Raw genomic sequence first — 21,552 nt, 5'->3', positions numbered from 1 at the left:
ATTCCAATGCCCCGTTTCGCCGCCAACCTCTCGATGATGTTCACCGAGGTGCCGTTCCTCGACCGGTTCGACGCCGCCGCGCAGGCCGGCTTCACCGCTGTCGAGTTTCTCTTTCCCTATGAGCATCCGATCGAAGCGATCGGTGAGCGGCTCAAGCGCAACGGCCTGGCACAGGCGCTGTTCAACTTGCCGCCGGGCGACTGGAATGCAGGCGAGAAAGGTTTTGCCGCACTGCCGGCGCGCTTTGGCGACCTCAAGGCAAGCCTGGAGACGGCGCTGCCTTACGCCAAAGCGACCGGCGTCAAGCGCCTGCATTTGATGGCGGGCATCGCCAACCGTGGCGAACGGGTGGCGATCGAGGCCTTCTACAAATCGGTGACGTGGGCTGCGGAATTCTTCGCGCCGCATGGCATCGACATCGTGCTCGAGCCGATCAACGCTCGCAACGTCCCAGGTTACTTCCTCAACGATTTCGGCTTCGCGCGCGATTTGATCCAGGAGTTGAGGCTTCCCAATTTGAAGCTCCAGTTCGACATCTATCATTGCGGGATCATCCATGGCGACGTCACCATGCGGCTGCGCGAGATGATGCCGATCATCGGCCACATCCAGATCGCCAGCATTCCCTCGCGCAACGAGCCCGACGGCGAGGAGCTCAATTATCCGTTCCTGTTCGATGAGCTCGACCGCCTCGGCTACGCTGGATTCGTCGGCTGCGAATACAATCCGCGCGGCAAGACCACCGATGGCCTGGCCTGGTTCAAGCCCTATGCTGGAGTGAAGTCGTGACACTTGCGCTGGGTTGCATCGCCGATGACTACACCGGCGCCTCCGATCTCGCCAACACGCTCACGCGCGCCGGCTTGCGCACGGTGCAGACCATCGGCGTGCCTGCTGACGATCTGAAGCTGCCGGAAGTCGACGCCGTCGTGGTGTCGCTGAAGAGCCGCTCGATCGAGGCGGGGCTTGCGGTGTCGCGCTCGCGCGCGGCGGAGAAATGGCTGCGTGGTCGCGGCGCGAGCCACGTGCTGTTCAAGATCTGCTCGACCTTCGATTCCACCGATGCCGGCAATATCGGGCCGGTGATGGACGCGCTGCGCGCCGATTGCGGCGAGGCGGTCGTGCTGGTGACGCCGGCTTTCCCCGAAACCGGCCGCACCGTCTACCAGGGCAATCTGTTCGTCGGCGCCGTGCCGCTGAACGAGAGCCCTTTGAAGGACCATCCGCTCAACCCGATGCATGATTCCAATCTGGTGCGCGTGCTGGCGCGCCAGAGCAAGACGCAGATCGGTCTCGTCGATCTCGCGACCCTCGCGCGCGGAGCGGAGGCCGTGCACGCCCGGCTTGCCGAACTATCAGGCAAGGGTATCGGCGCCGCCATCATCGACGCCGTGTTCGACCGCGACCTCGAGACCATCGGCCTCGTCGCCGCAGAGCACCGGCTGTCGGTCGGCGCCTCCGGTATCGGCCTCGGGCTCGCCCGCGCGCTGGTGTCGACCGGCAAGGTCAAATCGGCCACCACAAGCAGCGACCAGCGCGCCGCCGTCGGTGGACAGGTGGCGTGCCTCGCCGGAAGCTGCTCGCAAGCCACCTTGCAGCAGATCGCCAATGCCGAACGGGTCATGCCGGTGCTCCGTCTCGATCCTGACCGTATTCTTACGGGCGCGAACGAAACGCAGCGTGCGCTGGACTGGGCGAAGGAGCGATTGGCCCAGGGGCCCGTGCTGATTGCATCGAGCGCGACGCCGGCTGACGTTGCTGCGCTCCAGGCGCGTCACGGCCGCGACGCCGCAGGGCACGCCATCGAGCAGACGATGGCCGACATCGCCGAAAGCCTTGTGAAAGCAGGGGTGCGGCGCTTGATCGTCGCCGGCGGCGAGACCTCTGGCGCCGTGGTCGATCGGTTGAAGATTCCCGGATTTCTCGTTGGAGTGGAGATCGCTGCGGGTGTCCCCGTGCTGCGCGCTGTCGGTGCTGAAAAAGCCGGCATGTTGCTCGCTCTCAAGTCCGGAAATTTCGGTGGAGCGCAGTTTTTTTCGGATGCGATCGGGCTCATGCGCTGAGCGCAGGGCATTCTTATCCCCCTGTTCATCTCTTTCGGGTTCCTTACCCGTGAGGAATCAGAGTTCACATCTGCTCAGATGCTTTGTTGGTGATGTCGGCACTGCTCCCCTCGGTTGATTGGTAAATTCCCGGACGCGACCGCGCCCAGCAAAGAGATCCGATTATGTTCGCCTCCCTCTCCATCCGCGCCAAGATCATCAGTGTCGTGGCGTTCCTGCTGGTCGCGATGACCGGCATGGGCCTGCTCGCCGTCATGAAGATGCGGTCGATCAACGCGAACACGGTCGATATCACCACGAACTGGATGCCCAGCGTGCGGGTGATCGGCGATCTGCGCGCCGGCGTCATCACCTACCGCAACGTCATCCGCGAGCATATGCTGGCGGAAACGCTGGAGGAGAAGCTCGCGGCGGAGAAGACGCTCGCGACGGTGATCGAGGCCAATACGAAATTCCGCAAGGCATACGAGGCGATGATTACCTCGCCCGAGGAGCGCGCGCTTTATAGCCAGTGGTCCAAGATCTGGGAGGACTACAAGAAGGGCACCCAGGAAGTCATGGCGCTGTCGCGCAAGGAGGCCGGCAAGATTCCGCACGAGGCGCACGAGTTGAACACCAAGACGGTCAACAAGATCGGGCTCGAGGCCGACGCCATCTTGGCCAAGGATATCGAGCTGAACACCAAAGGCGGCGATCAGGCCTCCGCAGACGCCTCCGATACTTACTATTACGCCTTCGTGCTCGTCGCGATCATCCTCGGTGCGGCCGTCTTCGCCGGCATTGGCGTCAGCTTCTACCTTGTCCAGGACGTCTCGACCGGCATCAATTCGATCACCCAGCCGATGCAGGCGCTGGGCCGCGGCGATCTGAACGCTGAAGTCCCGCACCGTGGCGAGAAGACCGAGATCGGCGCCATGGCCGACGTGCTCCAGATCTTCAAGGAAGCGCTGATCGCCAAGAAAGCTGCCGACGAGGCTGCTACGGCCGACGCCGAAGCCAAGATCGAGCGCGGCCGCCGCGTCGACAATGTCACCCGCGAATTCGAGACCATGATCGGCGAGATCGTTCAGACCGTGTCCTCGGCCTCGACCGAGCTCGAAGCCTCGGCCTCGACGCTGACCTCCACCGCCGACCGCTCGCAGCGGCTGGCGACCACTGTTGCCGCCGCTTCGGAAGAGGCTTCCACCAACGTCCAGTCGGTGGCTTCGGCGACGGAAGAGATGGCCTCCTCGGTCGGCGAGATCAGCCGACAGGTGCAGGAATCGGCGCGGATGGCGGGTGACGCCGTCGGCCAGGCCCGCGCCACTACCGAGCGCGTCAGCGAGCTGTCGAAAGCCGCTTCGCGCATTGGCGATGTCGTCGAGCTCATCAACACCATCGCCGGCCAGACCAACCTGCTGGCGCTGAACGCCACCATCGAGGCGGCGCGCGCCGGTGAAGCCGGCCGCGGTTTCGCGGTGGTCGCCTCCGAAGTGAAGGCACTGGCCGAGCAGACCGCGAAGGCGACCGGCGAGATCGGCCAGCAGATCTCCGGCATCCAGGCGGCGACCAACGACTCGGTCGGCGCGATCAAGGAAATTTCCTCGACCATCGAGCGTCTCTCGGAAATCTCCTCTGCCATCGCAGCCGCGGTGGAAGAGCAGGGTGCTGCGACCCAGGAAATCGCCCGCAACGTCCAGCAGGCGGCGCAGGGCACCCAGCAGGTCTCGTCCAACATCACCGACGTGCAGCGCGGCGCCACCGAAACCGGCACAGCCTCCTCGCAAGTACTCTCGGCGGCGCAGATGCTGTCGAACGACTCGACCCGGTTGAAAACCGAGGTCAGCAAGTTCCTGACCAACGTTCGGGCGGCGTAGACCTCAAGACGATGTCAGTTCTGAAAGCGGTGCCTCCGGGCGCCGCTTTTTTGCGTGGTTGAAGGCCCTCGCTGTAATCTTTCGACGAGAGGCTGCATATCTGGAATGCGATTTCGCCGTGCGATAGCAGGGAATTGACCGCGCGTGACATGCTGTCGTTGGCCATTTCGGCGGTGTTCGGGTAAATCAGCCGAGGAACCGGTGGGGCGTGTTCCTTGTCCCCCGTATTTGGACTTGTCCCCCGTATTTGGAATTGCCTGACGAATGATTGCTCTGGTCCGTATTGCCCTGAGCCGGCCCTATACGTTTGTCGTGCTGGCGCTCCTGCTTCTGATCATCGGACCGCTCGCGGCGCTGCGGACGCCGACCGACATCTTTCCGGACATCCGCATCCCCGTGATCGGCGTGGTCTGGCAGTACACCGGCCTGCCGCCGGACCAGATGTCCGGCCGTATCACCACGCCGTTCCAGCGGGCGCTGACAACGACGGTCAACGACATCGAGCACATCACCGCCAATTCCTATAACGGCTTTGGCATCATCAAGATATTCTTCCAGCCCAATGTCGACATCCGCACCGCCAATGCGCAGGTCACCGCGATCTCGCAGACGCTGATCAAGCAGATGCCGCCGGGCGCGACGCCGCCCTTGATCCTGAACTACTCCGCCTCGACCGTCCCGATCATCCAGGTGGCGCTGTCGGGCGACGGCCTGACCGAGCAGAACCTCGCCGACATCGGCATCAACCAGCTCCGCACACCCCTGGTCACCGTGCCCGGCGCGGCGATCCCGTACCCGTTCGGCGGCAAGCAGCGCCAGGTCCAGATCGACCTCGACCCGACCGCGCTTCAGGCCCGCGGCCTTTCGGGCCAGGACGTCGCCAATGCGCTCGCAGCCCAAAACCTGATCACACCGGTCGGCACCCAGAAGATCGGCCAGTTCGAGTACAGCATCCAGCTCAACAACTCGCCGCTCAAGATCGACGAGCTCGGCAATCTGCCGATCAAGACCGTCAACGGCGCGATGGTCTATGTGCGCGACGTCGCCACCGTGCGCGACGGCAATCCGCCGCAGACCAACATCGTCCACGTCGACGGCAACCGCTCGGTGCTGATGATGGTGCTGAAGGCGGGCGCGACCTCGACGCTCGATATCATCGCCGGCATCAAGCAGAAGGTCATCGACGTCAAGGATCAGTTGCCGGATGCGCTGAAGATCGGCTTCATCGGCGACCAGTCGGTGTTCGTCCGCGGCGCGATTCAAGGCGTCGCCTTCGAAGGCGTGATCGCGGCGCTGCTCACCAGCGTCATGATCCTGCTGTTCCTCGGCAGCTGGCGCTCGACCCTCATCATCGCGGTCTCGATCCCGCTGTCCGTGCTCGGTGCCATCGTCATGCTCTCGGCGATCGGCGAGACGCTCAATATCATGACGCTCGGCGGCCTTGCGCTCGCGGTCGGCATCCTGGTCGACGACGCCACGGTAACCATCGAGAATATCAATTATCATCTCGAGCAGGGCAAGCCGGTCGAGCAGTCGATCCTCGACGGCGCCAACCAGATCGTGACGCCGGCCTTCGTCTCGCTGCTCTGTATCTGCATCGTGTTCGTGCCGATGTTCTTCCTCACCGGTGTCGCGCGCTTCCTGTTCGTGCCGATGGCTGAAGCGGTGATGTTCGCGATGATCTGGTCGTTCATCCTGTCGCGCACGCTGGTGCCGACCATGGCTAACTATCTGCTGCATGCGCACGTCCATCATGAGGGCGAGCCACCGAAGTCGCGCAATCCCTTCGTCTGGTTCCAGCGCGGATTCGAGGCGCGGTTCGAGCGTATTCGCGGCGGTTACCGCGGTCTGCTCGGCATGGCGCTGGCGCATCGCGCGGTGTTCGTGATCGGCTTCCTCTGCGTGGTCGGTGCGTCCTTCGCGCTGGTGCCGTTCTTGGGGCGCAATTTCTTCCCCGCCGTCGATGCCGGCAACATCCTGATGCATGTGCGCACCCAGGTCGGCACTCGCGTCGAGGAGGCTGCCAACCAGCTCGCGGATGTGCAGAAGGCGGTGCGCAAGCTGATTCCGGGCGAGATCGAGACCATGACCGACAACATCGGCATGCCGATCTCCGGTATCAACATGACCTACAACAACACTGGCGTGATCGGTCCGCAGGACGGCGACATCCAGATCAAGCTGAAGGAAGGTCACAAGCCGACCGAAGAACATGTGAAGGTGCTGCGCGAGCAGCTGCCACGGCTGTTTCCGGGCGTCAGCTTCGCCTTCCTGCCGGCCGACATCGTCAGCCAGATCCTGAATTTCGGCGCGCCGGCGCCGATCGACCTGCAGATCCGCGGCGCCAATCTCGACAGTAACTTTGCCTACGCCAACAAATTGCTCGCCAGGGTTCGCCGGATTCCAGGCATTGCCGATGCACGCGTCCAGCAATCACCGAACCTGCCGACCTTCAACATCGATGTCGATCGCACCCGCGCGCAATATGTCGGCCTGACCGAGCGCGACGTCACCAACAGCCTCGTGGTCAATCTCGCCGGCTCCTCACAGGTCGCGCCGACCTATTATCTCAACCCGGACAACGGCGTGTCCTACTCGATCGTGATGCAGACGCCGCAATACCAGATCGATTCGCTCAGCGCGTTGCAGACGCTGCCAATCACCGCGGCCGGCGCCTCGCAGTCGCCGATCCTCGGCGGCATCGCCGACATCAAGCGTGCAACCTCGAGCGCGGTGGTGTCGCAGTACGACATTCAAAACCTCGTGCAGATCTTTGCCACGACGTCGGGCCGCGATCTCGGCGCGGTCGCAACCGACATCCGCCAGGCCATCGCCGACACCGCCAAGGATGTGCCGAAGGGCTCCTCCGTGGCGTTGCTTGGTCAGGTGCAGACCATGAATAGCGCCTTCACCGGCCTTCTGTTCGGCCTGCTCGGCGCCGTCGTGCTGATCTACTTCTTGATCGTCGTGAACTTCCAGTCCTGGTCCGATCCGTTCGTGATCATCACGGCGCTGCCGGCAGCCCTTGCCGGCATCATCTGGATGCTGTTCACGACCCAGACCACGCTGTCCGTGCCGGCGCTGACCGGCGCGATCATGTGCATGGGCGTGGCCACCGCCAACAGCGTGCTGGTGATCTCCTTCGCCCGCGAGCGCTATGAGGAGCTCGGCGATCCCATTGCGGCCGCGCTGGAAGCCGGCTTCGTCCGGTTCCGCCCGGTGCTGATGACTGCGCTTGCCATGATCATCGGCATGGCGCCGATGGCGCTCGGGCTGGGCGAGGGCGGCGAGCAGAATGCGCCGCTTGGCCGCGCCGTGATCGGCGGCCTGATCTTTGCAACCTTCGCAACGCTGATCTTTGTTCCCGTGGTGTTCAGTATGGTACACAAGAAACAAGGCGCCAAAGCCGCCGCCCGATCGGAGACTCCGCATGTCGCCCACTGAACCCCGCTCCCCGGTGTCGCACCGGAAACTGGGCATTTTCGGCGTGGTGGCGCTGATTGCGGCAGGCCTCGTGGTTGGCACCGGCATCCGGGCCCGCGAGGAGCAAGGCTCCAAGCTGAAGGAATGGACCGACGACCAGGCCGTTCCCAGCGTTGCGGTGACGCTGCCAAACGCCAAGGCGCTCAATTCCACCATCGATCTGCCGGGCCGGCTCGAGGCCTATTACCGCGCTCCGATCTTCGCGCGCGTCTCCGGCTATCTCAAAAGCTGGAGCGCGGACATCGGCGCCCGCGTCAAGGCCGGCCAGGTGATCGCCGAGATCGAGGCGCCAGACCTCGACCAGCAGCTCCTGCAGGCCCGCGCCGACCTCGCCAGCCAGCAAGCCAGCGCCAGGCTGTCGGAAGCAACCCTGAACCGGCGCAAAACGCTGGTCGCCTCCAACTTCGTCTCGGCGCAGGAGATCGACGAGCGCACCGCCGATCTCTCCAACAAGAATGCCGCGGTCCATTCCGGCCAGGCCAATGTCGAGCGTCTCGAGGCGCTGGCCGGCTACAAGAAGATTACGGTGCCATTCGATGGCGTGGTCACGGCGCGCGACACCGACGTTGGCGCGCTGATCAACGCGGGCGGCGGCTCGGGGCCGGCGATGTTCGTGGTCTCCGACATCACCAAGCTGCGCGTCTACGTCAACGTTCCCCAGAACTACGTGCCGGCGATCAAGATCGGCGCAAAGGCCTCCATCGTGATGCCGGAATATCCGAACCGGACCTTCCAGGCGACGGTGGAAGCTTCTTCCCAGGCCGTCGACGTCGCCTCGGGCACCACGCGGATGCAGCTTGGGCTGGACAATTCCAACGGCGAGCTGATGCCCGGCGGCTATGCGAGCGTGAAGCTCAACCTCCAGCGCGACACCGCGCCGCTCAGCATTCCCGCCAGCGCCCTGATCTTCAACGGCAGCGGCCTGCGTGTTGCGACCGTCGGTGCGGACGAGAAGGTGCAGTTCAAGACCGTGACCATCGCCCGTGATCTCGGCAAAGAGATTGAGCTAGCCTCGGGCATCACACCGGACGACCGCGTCATCACTGCCCCGCCGGACGGTTTGTCTGATGGCGATGCGGTTCGCGTCGTTGGTGCCGGCGGCAAGCCGGCAACTGCGTCGGAAAAGCAGGCGCCGAAGAGCTAGTTAAGGGCGGTCTCGTGCCCCGGACGCAGCGCAGCACGAAGTGGTGCGCTGCTGAGCCGGGGCCCATCTCTCCTCAAAGTACCGTGTTGCTTTATGGGTCCCGGCTCAGCGGAGCGGCATTGCATGCCGCACCGCGTCCGGGACACGAGAGCTAGCTACGCCACCCGCCACTCCGGTGTGCCATCGGCTGCCAGGGTGATCTCGCCAATTGAGCCGACTGGCGTCTTATCCATGTTCGATAGATGCGCCAGCGTCGCACTATCGCTCGCCGGAATCCGTGCCAGCGTGCGCCGGTCATCCGCCGTGCGCAACATCACCACACCGTGCTCGGCATCGCTGTCACGGCCGTAGAGCACGGTAAAGCTCTCCACCTTGCCTTTTCCGCTCGCCTCCGTGACGAACTCCGGCACCGCGCGCCTGTTGCGGTCGGCCTCATCTTCCACGCTGGTCTCCTGCGCCAGCGCTTCGCGCGGTGGCGTCTTCGACACCACCAGAGCGTGATGCTTGGTGACGAAGCCGCCCTGGCCGTACAGCAGGCCGAGCTTGTCGCCGTCGCGCAGGCGCCGCACCATCGCGCAGGCTGCATGCGTCATGTAGGTGTTGAGCGGCGCGCCGAAGAAGGTGAGCCCGCCGGTTACCGTGGGCTGCACGTCGGCGCCCAGCCCCAGCGTCCGCCGCGCCATCTTCGGCACGCAAGGGAAGCAGCTGTACAGCTCGATCGCGTCGAAATTTTTACCGTCGCCGCCGGCGATGTCCATCACGGCCGTCAGCACCGCGTTCTGCGGATGGCTCTCGTAAAACTGGTCGCGCACGAGATAGTCGGGCGGCTCCTCGGCAGACGCGCCGCCGAGCGGGTAGACCAGCTTGTCCTCAGCAATGCCAGCCGCACGCGCCCTGGCAAGGCTGGTGAGCAACAGCGCGCCGCCCATGTTAACGCTTGGGTTAGCGACCATGAGCTTGTTGTAGGGCCAGGCGATCAGCCGGTTGTCCGCGGTCGGCGTCGTGATCTCCTCGGGCGCATAGCGCCGCTTCAGCCACGAATTGGGATTTTGCGCGGCGGCCGCCGAATAGCGCGACCACAGCGTGCCTGATTCCGCCATCGCCTCGCGCGGTGTCTGGCCCCAATGCGCGGACGATGCCGCTTCATAGAACGGATAGACGGTCACGGGCCGGAACACGCCGAGCTTGATAGCCAGCGGTTTCTGAAACGCGGCGCCGCGTTTCGGCTCCGCGACATCGTGGGCGAACGGCGTCCATGGCAGCTTGACGCCGGCGCGCTCGGCCTTGGTTGCCGTCGATTGCGCTTCCGCGCCGCAGACCGCGGCGACGGTACATTCGCCGCGCGCGATGCGCTTGGCTGCCTCGTGAATGAAGCGGATCGGGCTCTCGCCGCCGACCGGACCGTAATAGCAATGCGCCGGCGAGACGCCGAGCCGTTGCGCAAGCAGCTTCTCCGGATCGCGATAGCGCCAGCTCAGGAAGTTGACGACGTCGAGCGATTGCACCTCACCGAGCAGCTTCGCGCCGGCGTCAGCTTCGGCGCGTCGCAGCGCCTGTTCGAGCAGATCGAGCGGCTCGAGGCCCTCGGCGATCTCCTTGGGGCGGTCGACGATCTCGCCGATGCCGACGATGACGGGGATGCGGTCTTCGGGAACAATGGTCTTTTCGGTCATGGCCTCAATTCACGATATCGATTGTTTTCGTCATTGCGAGCGTAGCGAAGCAATCCAGAATCTTTCCGCGATGACGGTCTGGATTGCTTCGCTACGCTCGCACAGGTGGTTGTTACTCCGCCACCAGCGCATTCATGTGCTCGACGGCTTCGGCAAACTCTTCCTTGAACTCCTGCACCACGGCGCCGGCCGATTTCACGCTGTCGATCAGGCCGACGCCCTGGCCGACGAAATAGCTGACGAGGTCGCGCGCCCTGGCGTTGCCGGCGGCCGCGGCTCGGTCGATCGAGTTGAAGGCATCGCGGCTGATGATGCTTTGAAGCGGCATCGGCAGCGCGCCGGGACTTTCCGGCGCGCGGTCCCAGGCATCGGTCCAGACCGAACGGAGCTGTCGCGCCGGCTTTCCGGTGCGGCCCTTCGAGCGGATTGCGTCACGGGACGACGCAGCGATCATCTTCTCGCGAAAGATCTCACTGGTCTCGGACTCGACGGTGGCAAGCCACACCGAGCCGGTCCAGGCGCCGGCTGCACCCATCGCCATGCAGGCTGCCATCTGCCGGCCCGTCATGATGCCGCCAGCCGCCAGCACCGGCACGTCGCGGACCTTCTTGATCGCCTTGATCACCTCGGGCACCAGCACCATGGTCGAGACCTCGCCGCAATGGCCGCCGGCTTCGGTGCCCTGCACCACGAGGATATCGACACCGGCCGCGACCTGGCGCAACGCGTGCTCCTTGGCGCCGACAAGGGCGGCCACGGGCACGTTGTGCTTCTTGCCCATCTCGATCATCGCTTTCGGGGGCACGCCCAGCGCGTTCGCGATCAGCCGGATCGGATGATTGAAGGAGACTTTTAGCAACTCCAGCGCGGTCTCGGCATCGAACGGCTGCGGCTCGTCGTCAGCCACATCGGTTGTCATCAGCTCGATGTCGTACTTCTTCAGCAGATCGCTGGTGTATTTGCGGTGCTCCTGCGGCACACGCGCTTCCAGGCTCTTCCAGGTGACGTCCTTCTCGCCCGCGGTCGAGATGTTCTCGGGGATCAGCACGTCGATGCCGTAGGGCTTGGCGTCGACGTGGTCGTCGATCCATTTCAGCTCGCGTTCGAGCGTATCCGGCGTATGCACGGTAGCACCTAACACGCCAAAGCCGCCGGCACGGCTGACGGCAGCAACGACATCGCGGCAATGGCTGAAGGCGAGCAGCGGAAACTCGATGCCCAGCATGTCGCAGATCGGCGATTTCATGGTCCTCTCCCGGCGGCCTTCACGTTGCTGTTGTTGTCTCTCGGGCGAAGGCCATCGAAGCTAGGCCATCGTCTTGCGCAATGCCAATCCGGATTTGGCAACGCATCTTGCGTGCACACGCCGTGCTGCGTGCCAGGCCGCACGCGGGGGCTCGGCAGGGCGGCCTCCATTTCCAGGCCTTCCTCGGCAAGGTCAAGTTGCATGACCCGGACGTGAGCTCCGCGCCTCGTGCAGACCCGGCAGGGCTTGTCATCGGCCGTCAGCGGGCTAATTAATGCATGCGCATCTTTTCGCCGGAGCCCTCGCATGACCGATACCCCTTACGTGCCGCCAAAAGTCTGGACCTGGAACAAGGAGAATGGCGGCCAGTTCGCCAGCATCAATCGGCCGATTGCCGGGGCCACCCACGACAAGGAGCTGCCGGTCGGCAAGCATCCCTTCCAGCTCTATTCGCTGGCGACGCCGAACGGGGTGAAGGTGACGGTGATGCTGGAGGAGCTGCTGGCGCTCGGCCACAAGGGCGCCGAATACGACGCCTGGCTGATCAGAATAGGCAATGGCGACCAGTTCGGCAGCGGCTTTGTCGACATCAACCCGAACTCGAAAATCCCGGCGCTGATGGACCGCTCGGGTCCGGAGCCGATCCGGGTGTTCGAGTCCGGCTCGATCCTGTTCTATCTCGCCGAGAAGTTCGGTGCCTTCCTGCCGAAGGACATCAAGGCCCGCACCGAAGCCATGTCCTGGCTGTTCTGGCAGATGGGCAGCGCACCCTATCTCGGCGGCGGCTTCGGCCACTTCTACGCCTATGCGCCGTTCAAGATCGAGTACGCCATCGATCGCTTTGCGATGGAGACCAAGCGCCAGCTCGACGTGCTCGACCGGCGCCTTGCCGATAACGAATATCTCGCGGGCAAGGACTACACCATCGCCGATATGGCGGTGTGGCCCTGGTACGGCGCGCTCGCCAAGGGGCTGGTCTACGGCGCCGGCGAGTTCCTGTCGGTGCAGGACTACAAGAACGTGCAGCGCTGGACCGACCAGATCGCAAAACGCCCCGCGGTGAAGCGCGGCCGCATGGTCAACCGCGTCTCCGGCGACCCCGCCAGCCAGCTTCACGAACGCCACGACGCGAGCGATTTCGACACCAGGACCCAGGACAAGATCGGCGAAGTCGCTGCTGCGTCGTAGGGCGGTGCTCACTTCACCTCGCCCCGCTTGCGGGGAGAGGTCGGATTGCATCGAAGATGCAATCCGGGTGAGGGGGAGTCTCCGCGAGTCCAATTGCCATCGTCCTCGCGGAGACTCCCCCTCATCCCGACCTTCTCCCCGCAAGCGAGGAGAAGGGGAAGAAGGACCTCACGCCATGCTCAGCTCGTGGCGTCCCACCACCATCCAGTGCACCTCGTCCGGACCGTCCGCAAAGCGCAGGTGGCGGACGTCCTGGTACATTTCGGCGAGCGGGGTCCAGTGCGAGATGCCGGTGGCGCCGTGCATCTGGATTGACTGGTCGATGATCTTGCAGGCCCGCTCCGGCACCATGGCCTTGACCATGGAGACCCAGACGCGCGCCTCCTTGTTGCCGAGCACGTCCATCGCCTTGGCCGCTTTCAACACCATCAGCCGCATCGCCTCGATCTCGCAGCGCGCCTGCGCGATGATCTGCATGTTGCCGCCGAGATGGGCGATCTTCTTGCCGAAGGCTTCGCGGGTGAGGCCACGCTGCACCATCAGGTCGAGCGCCTTCTCGGCCTTGCCGATGGTGCGCATGCAGTGATGGATGCGGCCGGGGCCAAGACGGAGCTGCGAGATCTCGAAGCCGCGGCCTTCGCCGAGCAGCATGTTCTCCTTGGGCACGCGGACATTGTTGAAGCGCATGTGCATGTGCCCGCGCGGCGCGTGGTCCTGGCCGAACACATACATGGGCCCGAGCACCTCGACGCCGGGCGTGTCGCGCGGCACCAGGATCTGCGACTGCTGCTTGCTCGGCGCCGCGTCCGGATTGGTCTTCACCATCACGATGAGGATCTTGCAGCGGGGATCGCCGACGCCGGAGATGTAATACTTCTCGCCGTTGATGACCCACTCGTCACCAACGAGCTTTGCCGTGGTCGAGATGTTCTTGGCGTCGGAGGAGGCGACGTTCGGCTCGGTCATGACATAGGCCGAGCGGATCTCGCCGTTCATCAGCGGCTTCAGCCACTTCTCTTTCTGCTCCTTGGTGCCGACGCGCTCCAGCACTTCCATGTTGCCGGTGTCGGGCGCCGAGCAGTTCATGGTCTCGGAGGCGAGCGGGCTCTTGCCGAGCTCGGAGGCGATATAGGCGTAGTCGAGATTCTTCAGGCCCTGGCCGGTCTCGTCATCGGGCAGGAAGAAGTTCCAGAGGCCTTCCTTCTTGGCCTTGTTCTTGGCGACCTCAAGCACCTCGAGCTGCTTCGGTGTGAAGCTCCAGCGATCCTGTTTGCCTTCGCCGGCCTTGGCGAACTCGATCGACATCGGCTCGACCGTCTCGCGAATGAATTTCCTGACATGATCGTAGAGCGGCCGCACCTGGTCCGACATGCGGAGATCGTTGAGCTCGTCGCCGGGATTGAGCGTGTAGTTGGTGGTGCGGGGAATGTAGGCGTGCTTTGTCATTGTTCCTCCCGGGGTCACTGAGATCGCGTTGGGCCGGAGAATAGTCGCAGCACGGCCAAAGCGCGAGCGCGTATTTTCTCACGCAAGCCATGCCATGCGATGGAATTTCGCAAGGGCGTTTGAAATGTTGTTTGAATCGAGGAGCGCTGTTTCGATGTGCTCGCCGCGCTCTCCGCTATCATCGCCCGATTCAATCGGGCGATCCAGTATTCCAGAGACGGAAGTGATTGAACCGAGAAGCCGCGGCGTACTGGATTCCCCGCTTTCGCGGGGAATGACGGCGTGCTGAGCAATCAGTTCGGCATCCGGTGCATCGCGCAGATCTTGTTGCCGTCGAGATCGCGCAAATAGGCGATATACAGCTTGTTTCCCGCGCCCTCGCGAATGCCGGGCGGATTTTCGATCGGCGTTCCGCCAGCGGCGACGCCGGCGGCGTGCCACTTGTCGACCTGCTCAGGCGAGTTGGCGGCAAAGCCGATGGTGCCACCATTCGCACAGGTCGCCGGCTCGCCGTTGATCGGCTTCGACACCGAGAATACGCCGGTCCTGGTGAAGTAGAAAATGCGATGGCCGTCGACCTTCGCCGGACGTACTTCGAGCGTGTTCAGCAAATTGTCGTAGAAGACCTTCGCCTTGTCGAGATCGTTGGTGCCAATCATGATGTGCGAAAACATTTGCCTATCCCCTCAGCGCTTGCAAAACCAGAGACCGTAGGTGGGCAAAGCGCAGCGTGCCCACCACGGTAGTCGAAAGCGCTCACGGTGGGCATGGCGCAGATGCGCCTTTGCCCACCCTACGAGATCTCAAAACGCCGTATAGCCGCCGTCGATCACGAACGTATCCGCGGTGTGATACGACGACGCCTTGCTCATCAGATACACCGCGATGCCGCCGAAATCGGATGCCTCGCCGAAGCGCCGCACCGGAATGCGCGGCATCACGTTGGCGACGAATTTTTCGTTGGCCATGATGCTTGATGTCATGTCGCTCTTGATCCAGCCCGGCAGGATCGCGTTCGCGGTGACGCCGTGGCGCGCCAGCTCGACGCCGAGCGCGCGCACCAGCGCGTTGATGGCGGCCTTGGTCGCCGCATAATGCTCGTTGCGCGCAGTGCCGAAGATCGAGGCGAGGCTCGAGGTCGCAACCAGCCGGCCAAAGGGATCGCCGGCATTGGCGCGGTCGGTCATGTGCTTTGCGGCCGCCTGGAAGGCGTGGAACACACCATCGAGATTGGTCGCAAACATCGCGCGCCATTCCGCCTCGGTGCGCTCGATGAAGGACCTGCGGCCGCCACCGCCGATGCCGGCATTGGCGAAGCAGCCGTCGACCCGGCCGAAGCTGTCGAGCGTCGCGTTCATAGCGGCATTGACGGAGGCCGGATCGGTGACGTCGCAGACGCGGGTATCGACCTTGCCGGTGAGGCCCGCCATGCTCGCGGCAGCAGCCTTGTTCTTGTCAGCATTGCGGCCCCAGATCGAGACGTTGCAGCCTTGGCCGGCGAGCGCCTGCGCGATGCCGAGCCCGATACCGCCATTGCCGCCGGTGATCACCGCGACGCGGCCGGAGAGGTCGAAAAGATTCATGGCGCGTTTCCTGTTTTTGGCAAGGCTTCTTGGTGTGCCGCGCGTCAGCCGGTGCGCGCAAGATCATGCGATATGACGGTGGGGTATGCTTTCGTCACCATGGACAAGACCGCGCCAAAAATCAAATATGCGCTCCGGCAACAAATTCCGGTCTGCGAAACTGACGCGGGCCGCAACCGACGAGGAAACGATGCAGTTCAAACACGTCACGCTCGAAATCGATGGTTCGGTTGCGATCATCAGGCTCGATCATCAGGAGGTGATGAACGCAGTCTCCGTGGACATGCTGGGCGGGCTCTCCGATGCGCTCGACGCGATCGAGGAGAAAAAAGATGAGGTGCGCTGCGTCGTGCTGACCGGCGCCGGGCGGGCGTTCTGCACCGGTGCGAATCTCCAGGGCCGCAACAACCAGTCGAAGAAGACCAAGGCCGGCCTGACGCTCGAGACCGGCTTTCATCCGTTCCTGCGCCGCGTCCGCAATCTGCATTGCCCGATCGTCACGGCGGTCAACGGCCCGGCAGCGGGCGCCGGCATGAGCTTCGCGCTGCTCGGCGACATGATTTTATGCGCGCGGTCGTCTTACTTTCTTCAAGCCTTCCGCCGCATCGGCCTCGTGCCGGATTGCGGCTCGACTTGGCTGCTGCCGCGCCTGATCGGCAAGGCGCGCTCGGTCGAATTGTCGCTGATGGGCGAGCGGCTGCCGGCCGAAAAGGCGCTGGAATGGGGCCTCATCAACCGCGTCTACGATGACGGCGTGCTGATGGAGGAGGCGATGAAGCTCGCGCGCGATCTCGCGAGCGGCCCGACGGTCGCGCTGTCGCTGATCCGCAAGCTCTATTGGGACAGCCCGGAAAACTCCTTCGAGGACCAGCTCAATCTCGAATTCCAGTGCCAGCTCCGCGCCGGCGATACGCAGGATTTTCGCGAAGGTGTCGGCGCCTTCCTGGAGAAGCGTCCGGCGCAGTTCAAAGGCAAATGATCGAGGCGGAGCTCTCCCGCAGCGTTGCGCGCTGGTGCAAGGGAGCGACCGGCGTTACCGGCGCGGCAAAGCTGTCCGGCGGCGCCAGTCAGGAGACCTGGCGCTTCGACATTACCCATCCCGGTGGGCCGATCGGCGCGATCCTGCGCCGCTCGCCGAAAGGCTATGGCGTAGCGCCAACGCGTGCAGCGGGTCTTGCGGCGGAAGCGCAGCTGATGCAGCTCGCCTATGAGGCGGGTGTGCCGTCGCCGCGTGTGATGCACGTGCTGACGCCGGACGAGAATCTCGGCACCGGTTTCATCATGCAGCGGGTCGAGGGCGAGACGATCGCGCGCAAGATCCTGCGCGACGAGGAGTTCGCGGCGGCGCGGCCGCTTCTCGCGCGGCAGATCGGCGCCGTGCTTGCGGGCCTGCACAGGCTGCCGCAGGACAAGCTGCCCGAGTTGCGCAGCCGGTCCGGGACCCAGGAGATATCCGAGTTCGAGCGCGACTATCGCAGCCTGGATTGGCCAAAGCCCGTGTTCGAGCTGGCACTGCGCTGGCTGCGCGACCACGATCCCGGTCCGTCCGCCGAGACCACGCTGGTGCACGGCGACTTCCGCAACGGCAATCTCATCATCGGCTCTGATGGTGTTCGCGCGGTGCTGGACTGGGAGCTCGCCCATCTCGGCGATCCCATGGAGGATCTCGGCTGGGTCTGCGTCAACTCCTGGCGCTTTGGTGAGATCGACAAGCCCGTCGGCGGTTTCGGCTCGCGCGAAGAGCTGTTCGCCGGTTACGAGGCTGCCGGCCGCAAGGTCGATCCGTCGCGCGTGAAATTTTGGGAAGTGATGGGCACGTTGCGCTGGGGCATCATGTGCGGCGGCATGATGCAGCGGTTCCGCGAGGGGCCGGATCATTCGATGGAGCGCGCCATGATCGGCCGCCGCGCCTCGGAGACCGAGATCGATCTGCTGCGGCTGCTCGCGCCGCGGGGAGGTTAGGCATGCAGGACGAACCGACACCGATCGAGCTGACCAAGGCGGTCGCCGACTTCCTCCGCAACGACATCACGCCGCTGGTCTCGGGCCATCAGGCCTTCAAGTTGCGGGTGGCGGTCAACATCCTCGACCTCGTGACTCGGCAGTTGACGCAGGAGGAGGGGGGCGATGCTGCGGAGGTGGAGCGCCTGCGCGCGCTACTTGGCATGGACGGCGCGGTGACTGACCTCAACCGCGCACTCGCGGATCGTATCGCCAAGGGCGAGGTGGATCTCGCAACGCCGGGGCTGGCCGAGCATCTGTGGGCGACTACGATGGACAAGCTCGCGGTGGACCAGCCGAACTATGCATCATACAAGCGTGAGCTGGGGCGGGGCGGGTAGGCAGTGGCCCCATCCTCCGTCATTGCGAGGAGCCCTTGCGACGAAGCAATCCAGACTGTCTCCGCGGGAAGATTCTGGATTGCTTCGCTCCGCTCGCAATGACGCGTTGAGCTACTTCCCCACCCATTTTGGCGGGCGCTTCTCCGAGAACGCCTTCGGGCCCTCGATGTAATCCTGCGACGCGACCATCGCCTTTACCGCCGGATATTCGCGCTGCTCCTCGATCGCCTGTTCCAGCGAGACGGCAAGGCCCTTCCGGATGGTCTGCTTGGACGCCCGAATCGACATCGGCGAGTTCTTGGTGATCATCTCGGCCCAGCGCAGCGCGCCAGCAAGCGCTTCGCCCTGCGGCACCACCTCGTTGACGAAGCCGAGCTCAAAACCCTCCTTGGCGCTGACATGACGCGCGGTGAGGATCATGCCCATGGCGCGCTTCAATCCGATCTGGCGCGGCAGCCGGTGCAAACCGCCGGCAAGCGCAGCGAGGCCAACGCGCGGCTCGGGCAGGGCGAAGGTCGCGTTCTCCGAGGCGATGATGAGGTCGCAGGCCAGCGCGATCTCGAAGCCGCCGCCCATGGCGACGCCGTTGACCGCGGCGATGATCGGCTTGTCGCAATCGAAGCGCGCGGTGAGGCCGGCAAAACCGCCCTTGTCCCAGCCGCGCTTGCCTCCCGCCGCCTGCCACTTCAGATCGTTGCCGGCGCAGAACGCCTTGTCGCCGGCGCCGGTGACGATCGCAACCCACTGCGCAGGGTCGGCGGCGAAATCGTCAAACACCTTTTGCAGCTCGAAATGCGCATCGGTGTGCAGCGCGTTGTAGACCTCGGGCCGCGACAGCGTGATGATCGTGATCGGCCCCTTGCGTTCCACTTTTGAGAATTTCAGCTCCATCGCGCGCTCCGGCATTTTCTCGTGAAGGAATATTGGCGTCATAATACCGCGGAGGCATCGTTCAACACCATCGAATTGCGCAATGCGCCTTGCGCCTCTGGCACGCCTCGCTTTGCTTGACTTGAGCGCGCTCTTCTCACCCTAATCGTGCGAAGCAAAACGCGCCTAGCGCCTTAACGCAAAACGATAAAATCAATCCGGGAGAGAACCGTGGATTTCTCATTGCCTGCCGATCTCGTCGCCTATCTCGGAGAGCTCGATCGTTTCATCGAACGCGAGATCAAGCCGCTGGAACAGGCCGACGACAACATCCGCTTCTTCGATCATCGCCGCGAATGGGCGCGCACGGATTTCGAGAATGACGGCCTGCCGCGTCACGAATGGGAAGCGCTGCTGCGCAAGGCGAAGGATCTCGCGGACGCCGCCGGCCACCTTCGGTTTCCGGTGCCGAAGCAATATGGCGGCAAGGACGGTTCCAACCTCTGGATGGCCGTGATCCGCGAGCATTTTGCCGCAAAGGGCCTCGGCCTGCACAACGACCTCCAGAACGAGCACTCCATTGTCGGAAATTTTCCCGTCGTCACCATGCTCGATCGCTACGGCCGCGACGACCAGAAGGCGATGATCGACGGCTCGATCAAGGGCAAATACCGGATCACCTTCGGCCTGACCGAGCCAAATCACGGCTCGGATGCCACCCACATGGAGACGCGCGCGGTGCCGGCGACCCGCGACAACGTCAAGGGCTGGATCATCAACGGCGAGAAGATGTGGACGACCGGTATGCACGTCGCCACGCATTGCGCGCTGTTCGCGCGCACCAGCGGCAACGACGGCGATGCCCGCGGCATCACCTGCTTCCTGGTGCCGGCCAAGAGCCATGGCGTGAAGGTCGAGGAGTACATGTGGACCTTCAACATGCCGACCGACCATCCCCGCGTCAGCTTTACGGACGTGTTCGTGCCTGAGGACGCGCAGTTCGGCGAGGTCGGCCGCGGCCTGTCGCTGGCGCAGTGCTTCGTGCACCAGAACCGCATCCGCCAGGCCGCGAGCTCGCTCGGCGCGGCCGTTTACTGCATCAACGAAAGCGTGAAATATGCGCGCGAGCGAAAGCCGTTCGGCAGGGCGCTGGCAGAGAACCAGGCGATCCAGTTCCCGCTGGTCGAGCTTGCCACGCAAGCCGAGATGCTGCGCCTGTTGATCCGCAAGACTGCCTGGGAGATGGACCAGCTCAATGAGGAGCAGGTCGAGCTCACGCTCTCCGATCGCGTCTCCATGTGCAACTACTGGGCAAACCGCCTCGCTTGCGAATCCGCCGACCGCGCCATGCAGGTCCACGGCGGCATGGGCTATTCACGCCACAAGCCGTTCGAGCACATCTACCGCCACCACCGCCGCTACCGGATCACCGAGGGCAGCGAGGAGATCCAGATGCGCAAGGTGGCGGGGTTTTTGTTTGGGTATGTGGGGCCGGGGAAGCATTGAGCGTCAATCTGTGCACTCGTAGGGTGGGCAAAGCGAAGCGTGCCCACCATGCTTCCGGCTAGCGTAGTAAGACGGTGGGCACGGCGCGCGAAGAGCGCACCTTTGCCCACCCTACGAAATCAATTCACCCGTCGATCCTTGCCCGCCCAATACGGCTCCCTCAATTGTCGCCCGCACCACGCCGAAGGCGGCGCGCTGCGCTGCGTCCGGGGCACGAGATTATCCCCGCTTCGCCCGGTCCTTCTCGTTCTGCGCCATGATGCTCTCGCGCGCGGTCTTCCAGTCGTCGTCGCTCCAGTCCCGGAGCTGGTAGAAATTGCCGCCCATGGCCAGCGCCTGTGCACCGTCCATGGCGATGGTCTCGCCGGTGATCCAGTCGCAGCCGCCGGAGATCAGGAACACCGCGAGGTTCTGCAACTCCTCCATGGTGCCGACGCGGCCCATCGGGTTCATCGCCTTGGTGCGTGCGCCGGCCTCGTCGCCGGGCTTGATGCGCTTGCTCATGCCCTCGGTCGGGATCTCGCCTGGCGCGATGGTGTTGAGACGGATGCCGTGTCGGCCCCATTCTGTCGCAAGCGACATCGTCATGGCGTGGATCGCCGACTTGCTCATCGCCGACGGCACCACGTAAGGCGAGCCGTTGCGCACCCAGGTCACCGTGATCGAGACGACATTGCCGGGCTGCTTCAAGGCGATCCAGCGCTTGCCGACCGCATGCGTCACATAGAACGTGCCGTGCATGACGATGTTGGCGACCGCGTCGAAGCCGCGCGGCGAGAGTTCCTCGCTGCGCGAGATAAAATTGCCGGCGGCGTTGTTGATGAGGTCGGTCAGCGGCGCGTCGCGGAAGATATTCTCGATCATCTCCTCGACGGCGAGCGCATTGCGGATGTCGACGCCGTGGCTGGTGACGCGGCCGCCATACTGATCCATCAGCTCGGTCGCGGTCTCGTCGCAGACGATCTTGCGCCGGCCGCAGATGTGCACCTCGGCGCCGAGCTGGAGAAAGCGCGCCGCCATCGATTTGCCGAGGCCCGTGCCGCCGCCGGTCACGAGAATGCGCCGTCCAGCCAGAAGATTTTCCTTGAACATGGCTGTTTCTCCCTTACGGATTGTCAGTTAATTGGTCGATTGACTAAATCCGGCGGTCAG

17 protein-coding genes are annotated in these 21,552 nt (G+C 64.0%); 10 read left to right on the top strand and 7 right to left on the bottom strand.

What is annotated here, in order from left to right:
• The first annotated feature begins 6 nt into the window (after window positions 1-6).
• The 5 genes from otnI (at window position 7) to ABIC09_RS03885 (ending at window position 8,546) form a co-directional block, all read left to right on the top strand.
• Entirely contained in the window at window positions 7-789 is a 783-nt protein-coding gene (otnI, locus tag ABIC09_RS03905) for a 2-oxo-tetronate isomerase (RefSeq protein WP_354108449.1), read from the top strand.
• Window positions 786-2,063: a 3-oxo-tetronate kinase gene (gene otnK / locus ABIC09_RS03900; protein WP_354108448.1), complete on the top strand. Its 1,278-nt coding sequence runs from the start codon at window positions 786-788 to the stop codon at window positions 2,061-2,063. The genes otnI and otnK overlap by 4 nt, the downstream gene beginning before the upstream one ends.
• A 164-nt stretch (window positions 2,064-2,227) precedes the next feature.
• Complete coding sequence (locus tag ABIC09_RS03895) at window positions 2,228-3,919, top strand: methyl-accepting chemotaxis protein (protein ID WP_354108447.1); 1,692 nt, start codon at window positions 2,228-2,230, stop codon at window positions 3,917-3,919.
• 264 nt (window positions 3,920-4,183) lie between these two features.
• Window positions 4,184-7,363, top strand: a complete 3,180-nt coding sequence (locus tag ABIC09_RS03890) for an efflux RND transporter permease subunit (protein WP_354108446.1) — start codon at window positions 4,184-4,186, stop codon at window positions 7,361-7,363.
• Window positions 7,350-8,546: an efflux RND transporter periplasmic adaptor subunit gene (locus tag ABIC09_RS03885; RefSeq protein ID WP_354084397.1), complete on the top strand. Its 1,197-nt coding sequence runs from the start codon at window positions 7,350-7,352 to the stop codon at window positions 8,544-8,546. Before ABIC09_RS03890 ends, ABIC09_RS03885 begins: the two co-directional genes overlap by 14 nt.
• A 155-nt stretch (window positions 8,547-8,701) precedes the next feature.
• Here the strand turns inward: ABIC09_RS03885 and ABIC09_RS03880 are convergent, their stop codons facing one another.
• A complete protein-coding gene (locus tag ABIC09_RS03880; RefSeq protein ID WP_354108445.1) occupies window positions 8,702-10,219 on the bottom strand; it encodes an acetyl-CoA acetyltransferase in 1,518 nt (505 codons plus the stop codon).
• Between the two features lie 112 nt (window positions 10,220-10,331).
• A complete protein-coding gene (locus tag ABIC09_RS03875; protein ID WP_354108444.1) occupies window positions 10,332-11,465 on the bottom strand; it encodes a nitronate monooxygenase in 1,134 nt (377 codons plus the stop codon).
• Between the two features lie 306 nt (window positions 11,466-11,771).
• Here ABIC09_RS03875 and yghU point away from each other — a divergent pair, with 306 nt between their 5' ends.
• Window positions 11,772-12,653 (top strand): glutathione-dependent disulfide-bond oxidoreductase, encoded by an 882-nt coding sequence (gene yghU, locus ABIC09_RS03870; protein ID WP_354108443.1) that lies wholly within the window; start codon window positions 11,772-11,774, stop codon window positions 12,651-12,653.
• A 168-nt stretch (window positions 12,654-12,821) separates the two neighbouring features.
• Here yghU and ABIC09_RS03865 read toward each other — a convergent pair whose 3' ends face one another.
• From ABIC09_RS03865 to ABIC09_RS03855, 3 genes are all read right to left on the bottom strand, one after another.
• A complete protein-coding gene (locus tag ABIC09_RS03865; RefSeq protein WP_008138641.1) occupies window positions 12,822-14,099 on the bottom strand; it encodes an acyl-CoA dehydrogenase family protein in 1,278 nt (425 codons plus the stop codon).
• A gap of 293 nt (window positions 14,100-14,392) precedes the next feature.
• Entirely contained in the window at window positions 14,393-14,773 is a 381-nt protein-coding gene (locus ABIC09_RS03860; protein WP_148748877.1) for a VOC family protein, read from the bottom strand.
• A 129-nt stretch (window positions 14,774-14,902) separates the two neighbouring features.
• Complete coding sequence (locus tag ABIC09_RS03855; protein ID WP_148748876.1) at window positions 14,903-15,682, bottom strand: SDR family NAD(P)-dependent oxidoreductase; 780 nt, start codon at window positions 15,680-15,682, stop codon at window positions 14,903-14,905.
• A 190-nt stretch (window positions 15,683-15,872) separates the two neighbouring features.
• Between ABIC09_RS03855 and ABIC09_RS03850 the strand changes: the two genes are divergently transcribed.
• From ABIC09_RS03850 to ABIC09_RS03840, 3 genes are read left to right on the top strand one after another with little or no spacing between them, the layout of a single operon-like run.
• Window positions 15,873-16,661 carry an enoyl-CoA hydratase/isomerase gene (locus tag ABIC09_RS03850; protein ID WP_354084400.1) on the top strand — a complete coding sequence of 263 codons (789 nt, stop codon included), beginning with the start codon at window positions 15,873-15,875 and terminating at the stop codon, window positions 16,659-16,661.
• The gene (locus ABIC09_RS03845; protein WP_354108442.1) at window positions 16,658-17,644 is read left to right on the top strand and encodes a phosphotransferase family protein; all 987 of its coding nucleotides are present in this window, start codon (window positions 16,658-16,660) and stop codon (window positions 17,642-17,644) included. The genes ABIC09_RS03850 and ABIC09_RS03845 overlap by 4 nt, the downstream gene beginning before the upstream one ends.
• Before the next feature lie 2 nt (window positions 17,645-17,646).
• The gene (locus tag ABIC09_RS03840; protein ID WP_354031799.1) at window positions 17,647-18,024 is read left to right on the top strand and encodes a DUF6285 domain-containing protein; all 378 of its coding nucleotides are present in this window, start codon (window positions 17,647-17,649) and stop codon (window positions 18,022-18,024) included.
• 111 nt (window positions 18,025-18,135) lie between these two features.
• Here ABIC09_RS03840 and ABIC09_RS03835 read toward each other — a convergent pair whose 3' ends face one another.
• Window positions 18,136-18,915, bottom strand: a complete 780-nt coding sequence (locus tag ABIC09_RS03835; RefSeq protein ID WP_354108441.1) for an enoyl-CoA hydratase-related protein — start codon at window positions 18,913-18,915, stop codon at window positions 18,136-18,138.
• 210 nt (window positions 18,916-19,125) lie between these two features.
• On the opposite strand from ABIC09_RS03835, the gene ABIC09_RS03830 reads away from it, so the two are divergent.
• Window positions 19,126-20,400 carry an acyl-CoA dehydrogenase family protein gene (locus ABIC09_RS03830; protein WP_354108440.1) on the top strand — a complete coding sequence of 425 codons (1,275 nt, stop codon included), beginning with the start codon at window positions 19,126-19,128 and terminating at the stop codon, window positions 20,398-20,400.
• Between the two features lie 219 nt (window positions 20,401-20,619).
• Here ABIC09_RS03830 and ABIC09_RS03825 read toward each other — a convergent pair whose 3' ends face one another.
• Window positions 20,620-21,492, bottom strand: coding sequence for an SDR family oxidoreductase (locus ABIC09_RS03825; RefSeq protein ID WP_148748870.1), 873 nt, complete (start codon window positions 21,490-21,492; stop codon window positions 20,620-20,622).
• Between the last annotated feature and the right edge of the window lie 60 nt (window positions 21,493-21,552).

Origin of the sequence: Bradyrhizobium sp. S3.12.5 (assembly GCF_040548225.1) — a bacterium.
Lineage (GTDB): Bacteria > Pseudomonadota > Alphaproteobacteria > Rhizobiales > Xanthobacteraceae > Bradyrhizobium > Bradyrhizobium cytisi.
This window is presented reverse-complemented; position numbering and strand designations above follow the sequence as displayed.

Coding starts and splice junctions, on each gene's coding strand:
- otnI (WP_354108449.1), top strand. CDS start 7: ATGCCCCGTTTCGCCGCCAACCTCTCGATGATGTTCACCGAGGTGCCG.
- ABIC09_RS03895 (WP_354108447.1), top strand. CDS start 2,228: ATGTTCGCCTCCCTCTCCATCCGCGCCAAGATCATCAGTGTCGTGGCG.
- ABIC09_RS03890 (WP_354108446.1), top strand. CDS start 4,184: ATGATTGCTCTGGTCCGTATTGCCCTGAGCCGGCCCTATACGTTTGTC.
- ABIC09_RS03885 (WP_354084397.1), top strand. CDS start 7,350: ATGTCGCCCACTGAACCCCGCTCCCCGGTGTCGCACCGGAAACTGGGC.
- ABIC09_RS03880 (WP_354108445.1), bottom strand. CDS start 10,219: ATGACCGAAAAGACCATTGTTCCCGAAGACCGCATCCCCGTCATCGTC.
- ABIC09_RS03875 (WP_354108444.1), bottom strand. CDS start 11,465: ATGAAATCGCCGATCTGCGACATGCTGGGCATCGAGTTTCCGCTGCTC.
- yghU (WP_354108443.1), top strand. CDS start 11,772: ATGACCGATACCCCTTACGTGCCGCCAAAAGTCTGGACCTGGAACAAG.
- ABIC09_RS03865 (WP_008138641.1), bottom strand. CDS start 14,099: ATGACAAAGCACGCCTACATTCCCCGCACCACCAACTACACGCTCAAT.
- ABIC09_RS03860 (WP_148748877.1), bottom strand. CDS start 14,773: ATGTTTTCGCACATCATGATTGGCACCAACGATCTCGACAAGGCGAAG.
- ABIC09_RS03855 (WP_148748876.1), bottom strand. CDS start 15,682: ATGAATCTTTTCGACCTCTCCGGCCGCGTCGCGGTGATCACCGGCGGC.
- ABIC09_RS03850 (WP_354084400.1), top strand. CDS start 15,873: ATGCAGTTCAAACACGTCACGCTCGAAATCGATGGTTCGGTTGCGATC.
- ABIC09_RS03845 (WP_354108442.1), top strand. CDS start 16,658: ATGATCGAGGCGGAGCTCTCCCGCAGCGTTGCGCGCTGGTGCAAGGGA.
- ABIC09_RS03840 (WP_354031799.1), top strand. CDS start 17,647: ATGCAGGACGAACCGACACCGATCGAGCTGACCAAGGCGGTCGCCGAC.
- ABIC09_RS03835 (WP_354108441.1), bottom strand. CDS start 18,915: ATGGAGCTGAAATTCTCAAAAGTGGAACGCAAGGGGCCGATCACGATC.
- ABIC09_RS03825 (WP_148748870.1), bottom strand. CDS start 21,492: ATGTTCAAGGAAAATCTTCTGGCTGGACGGCGCATTCTCGTGACCGGC.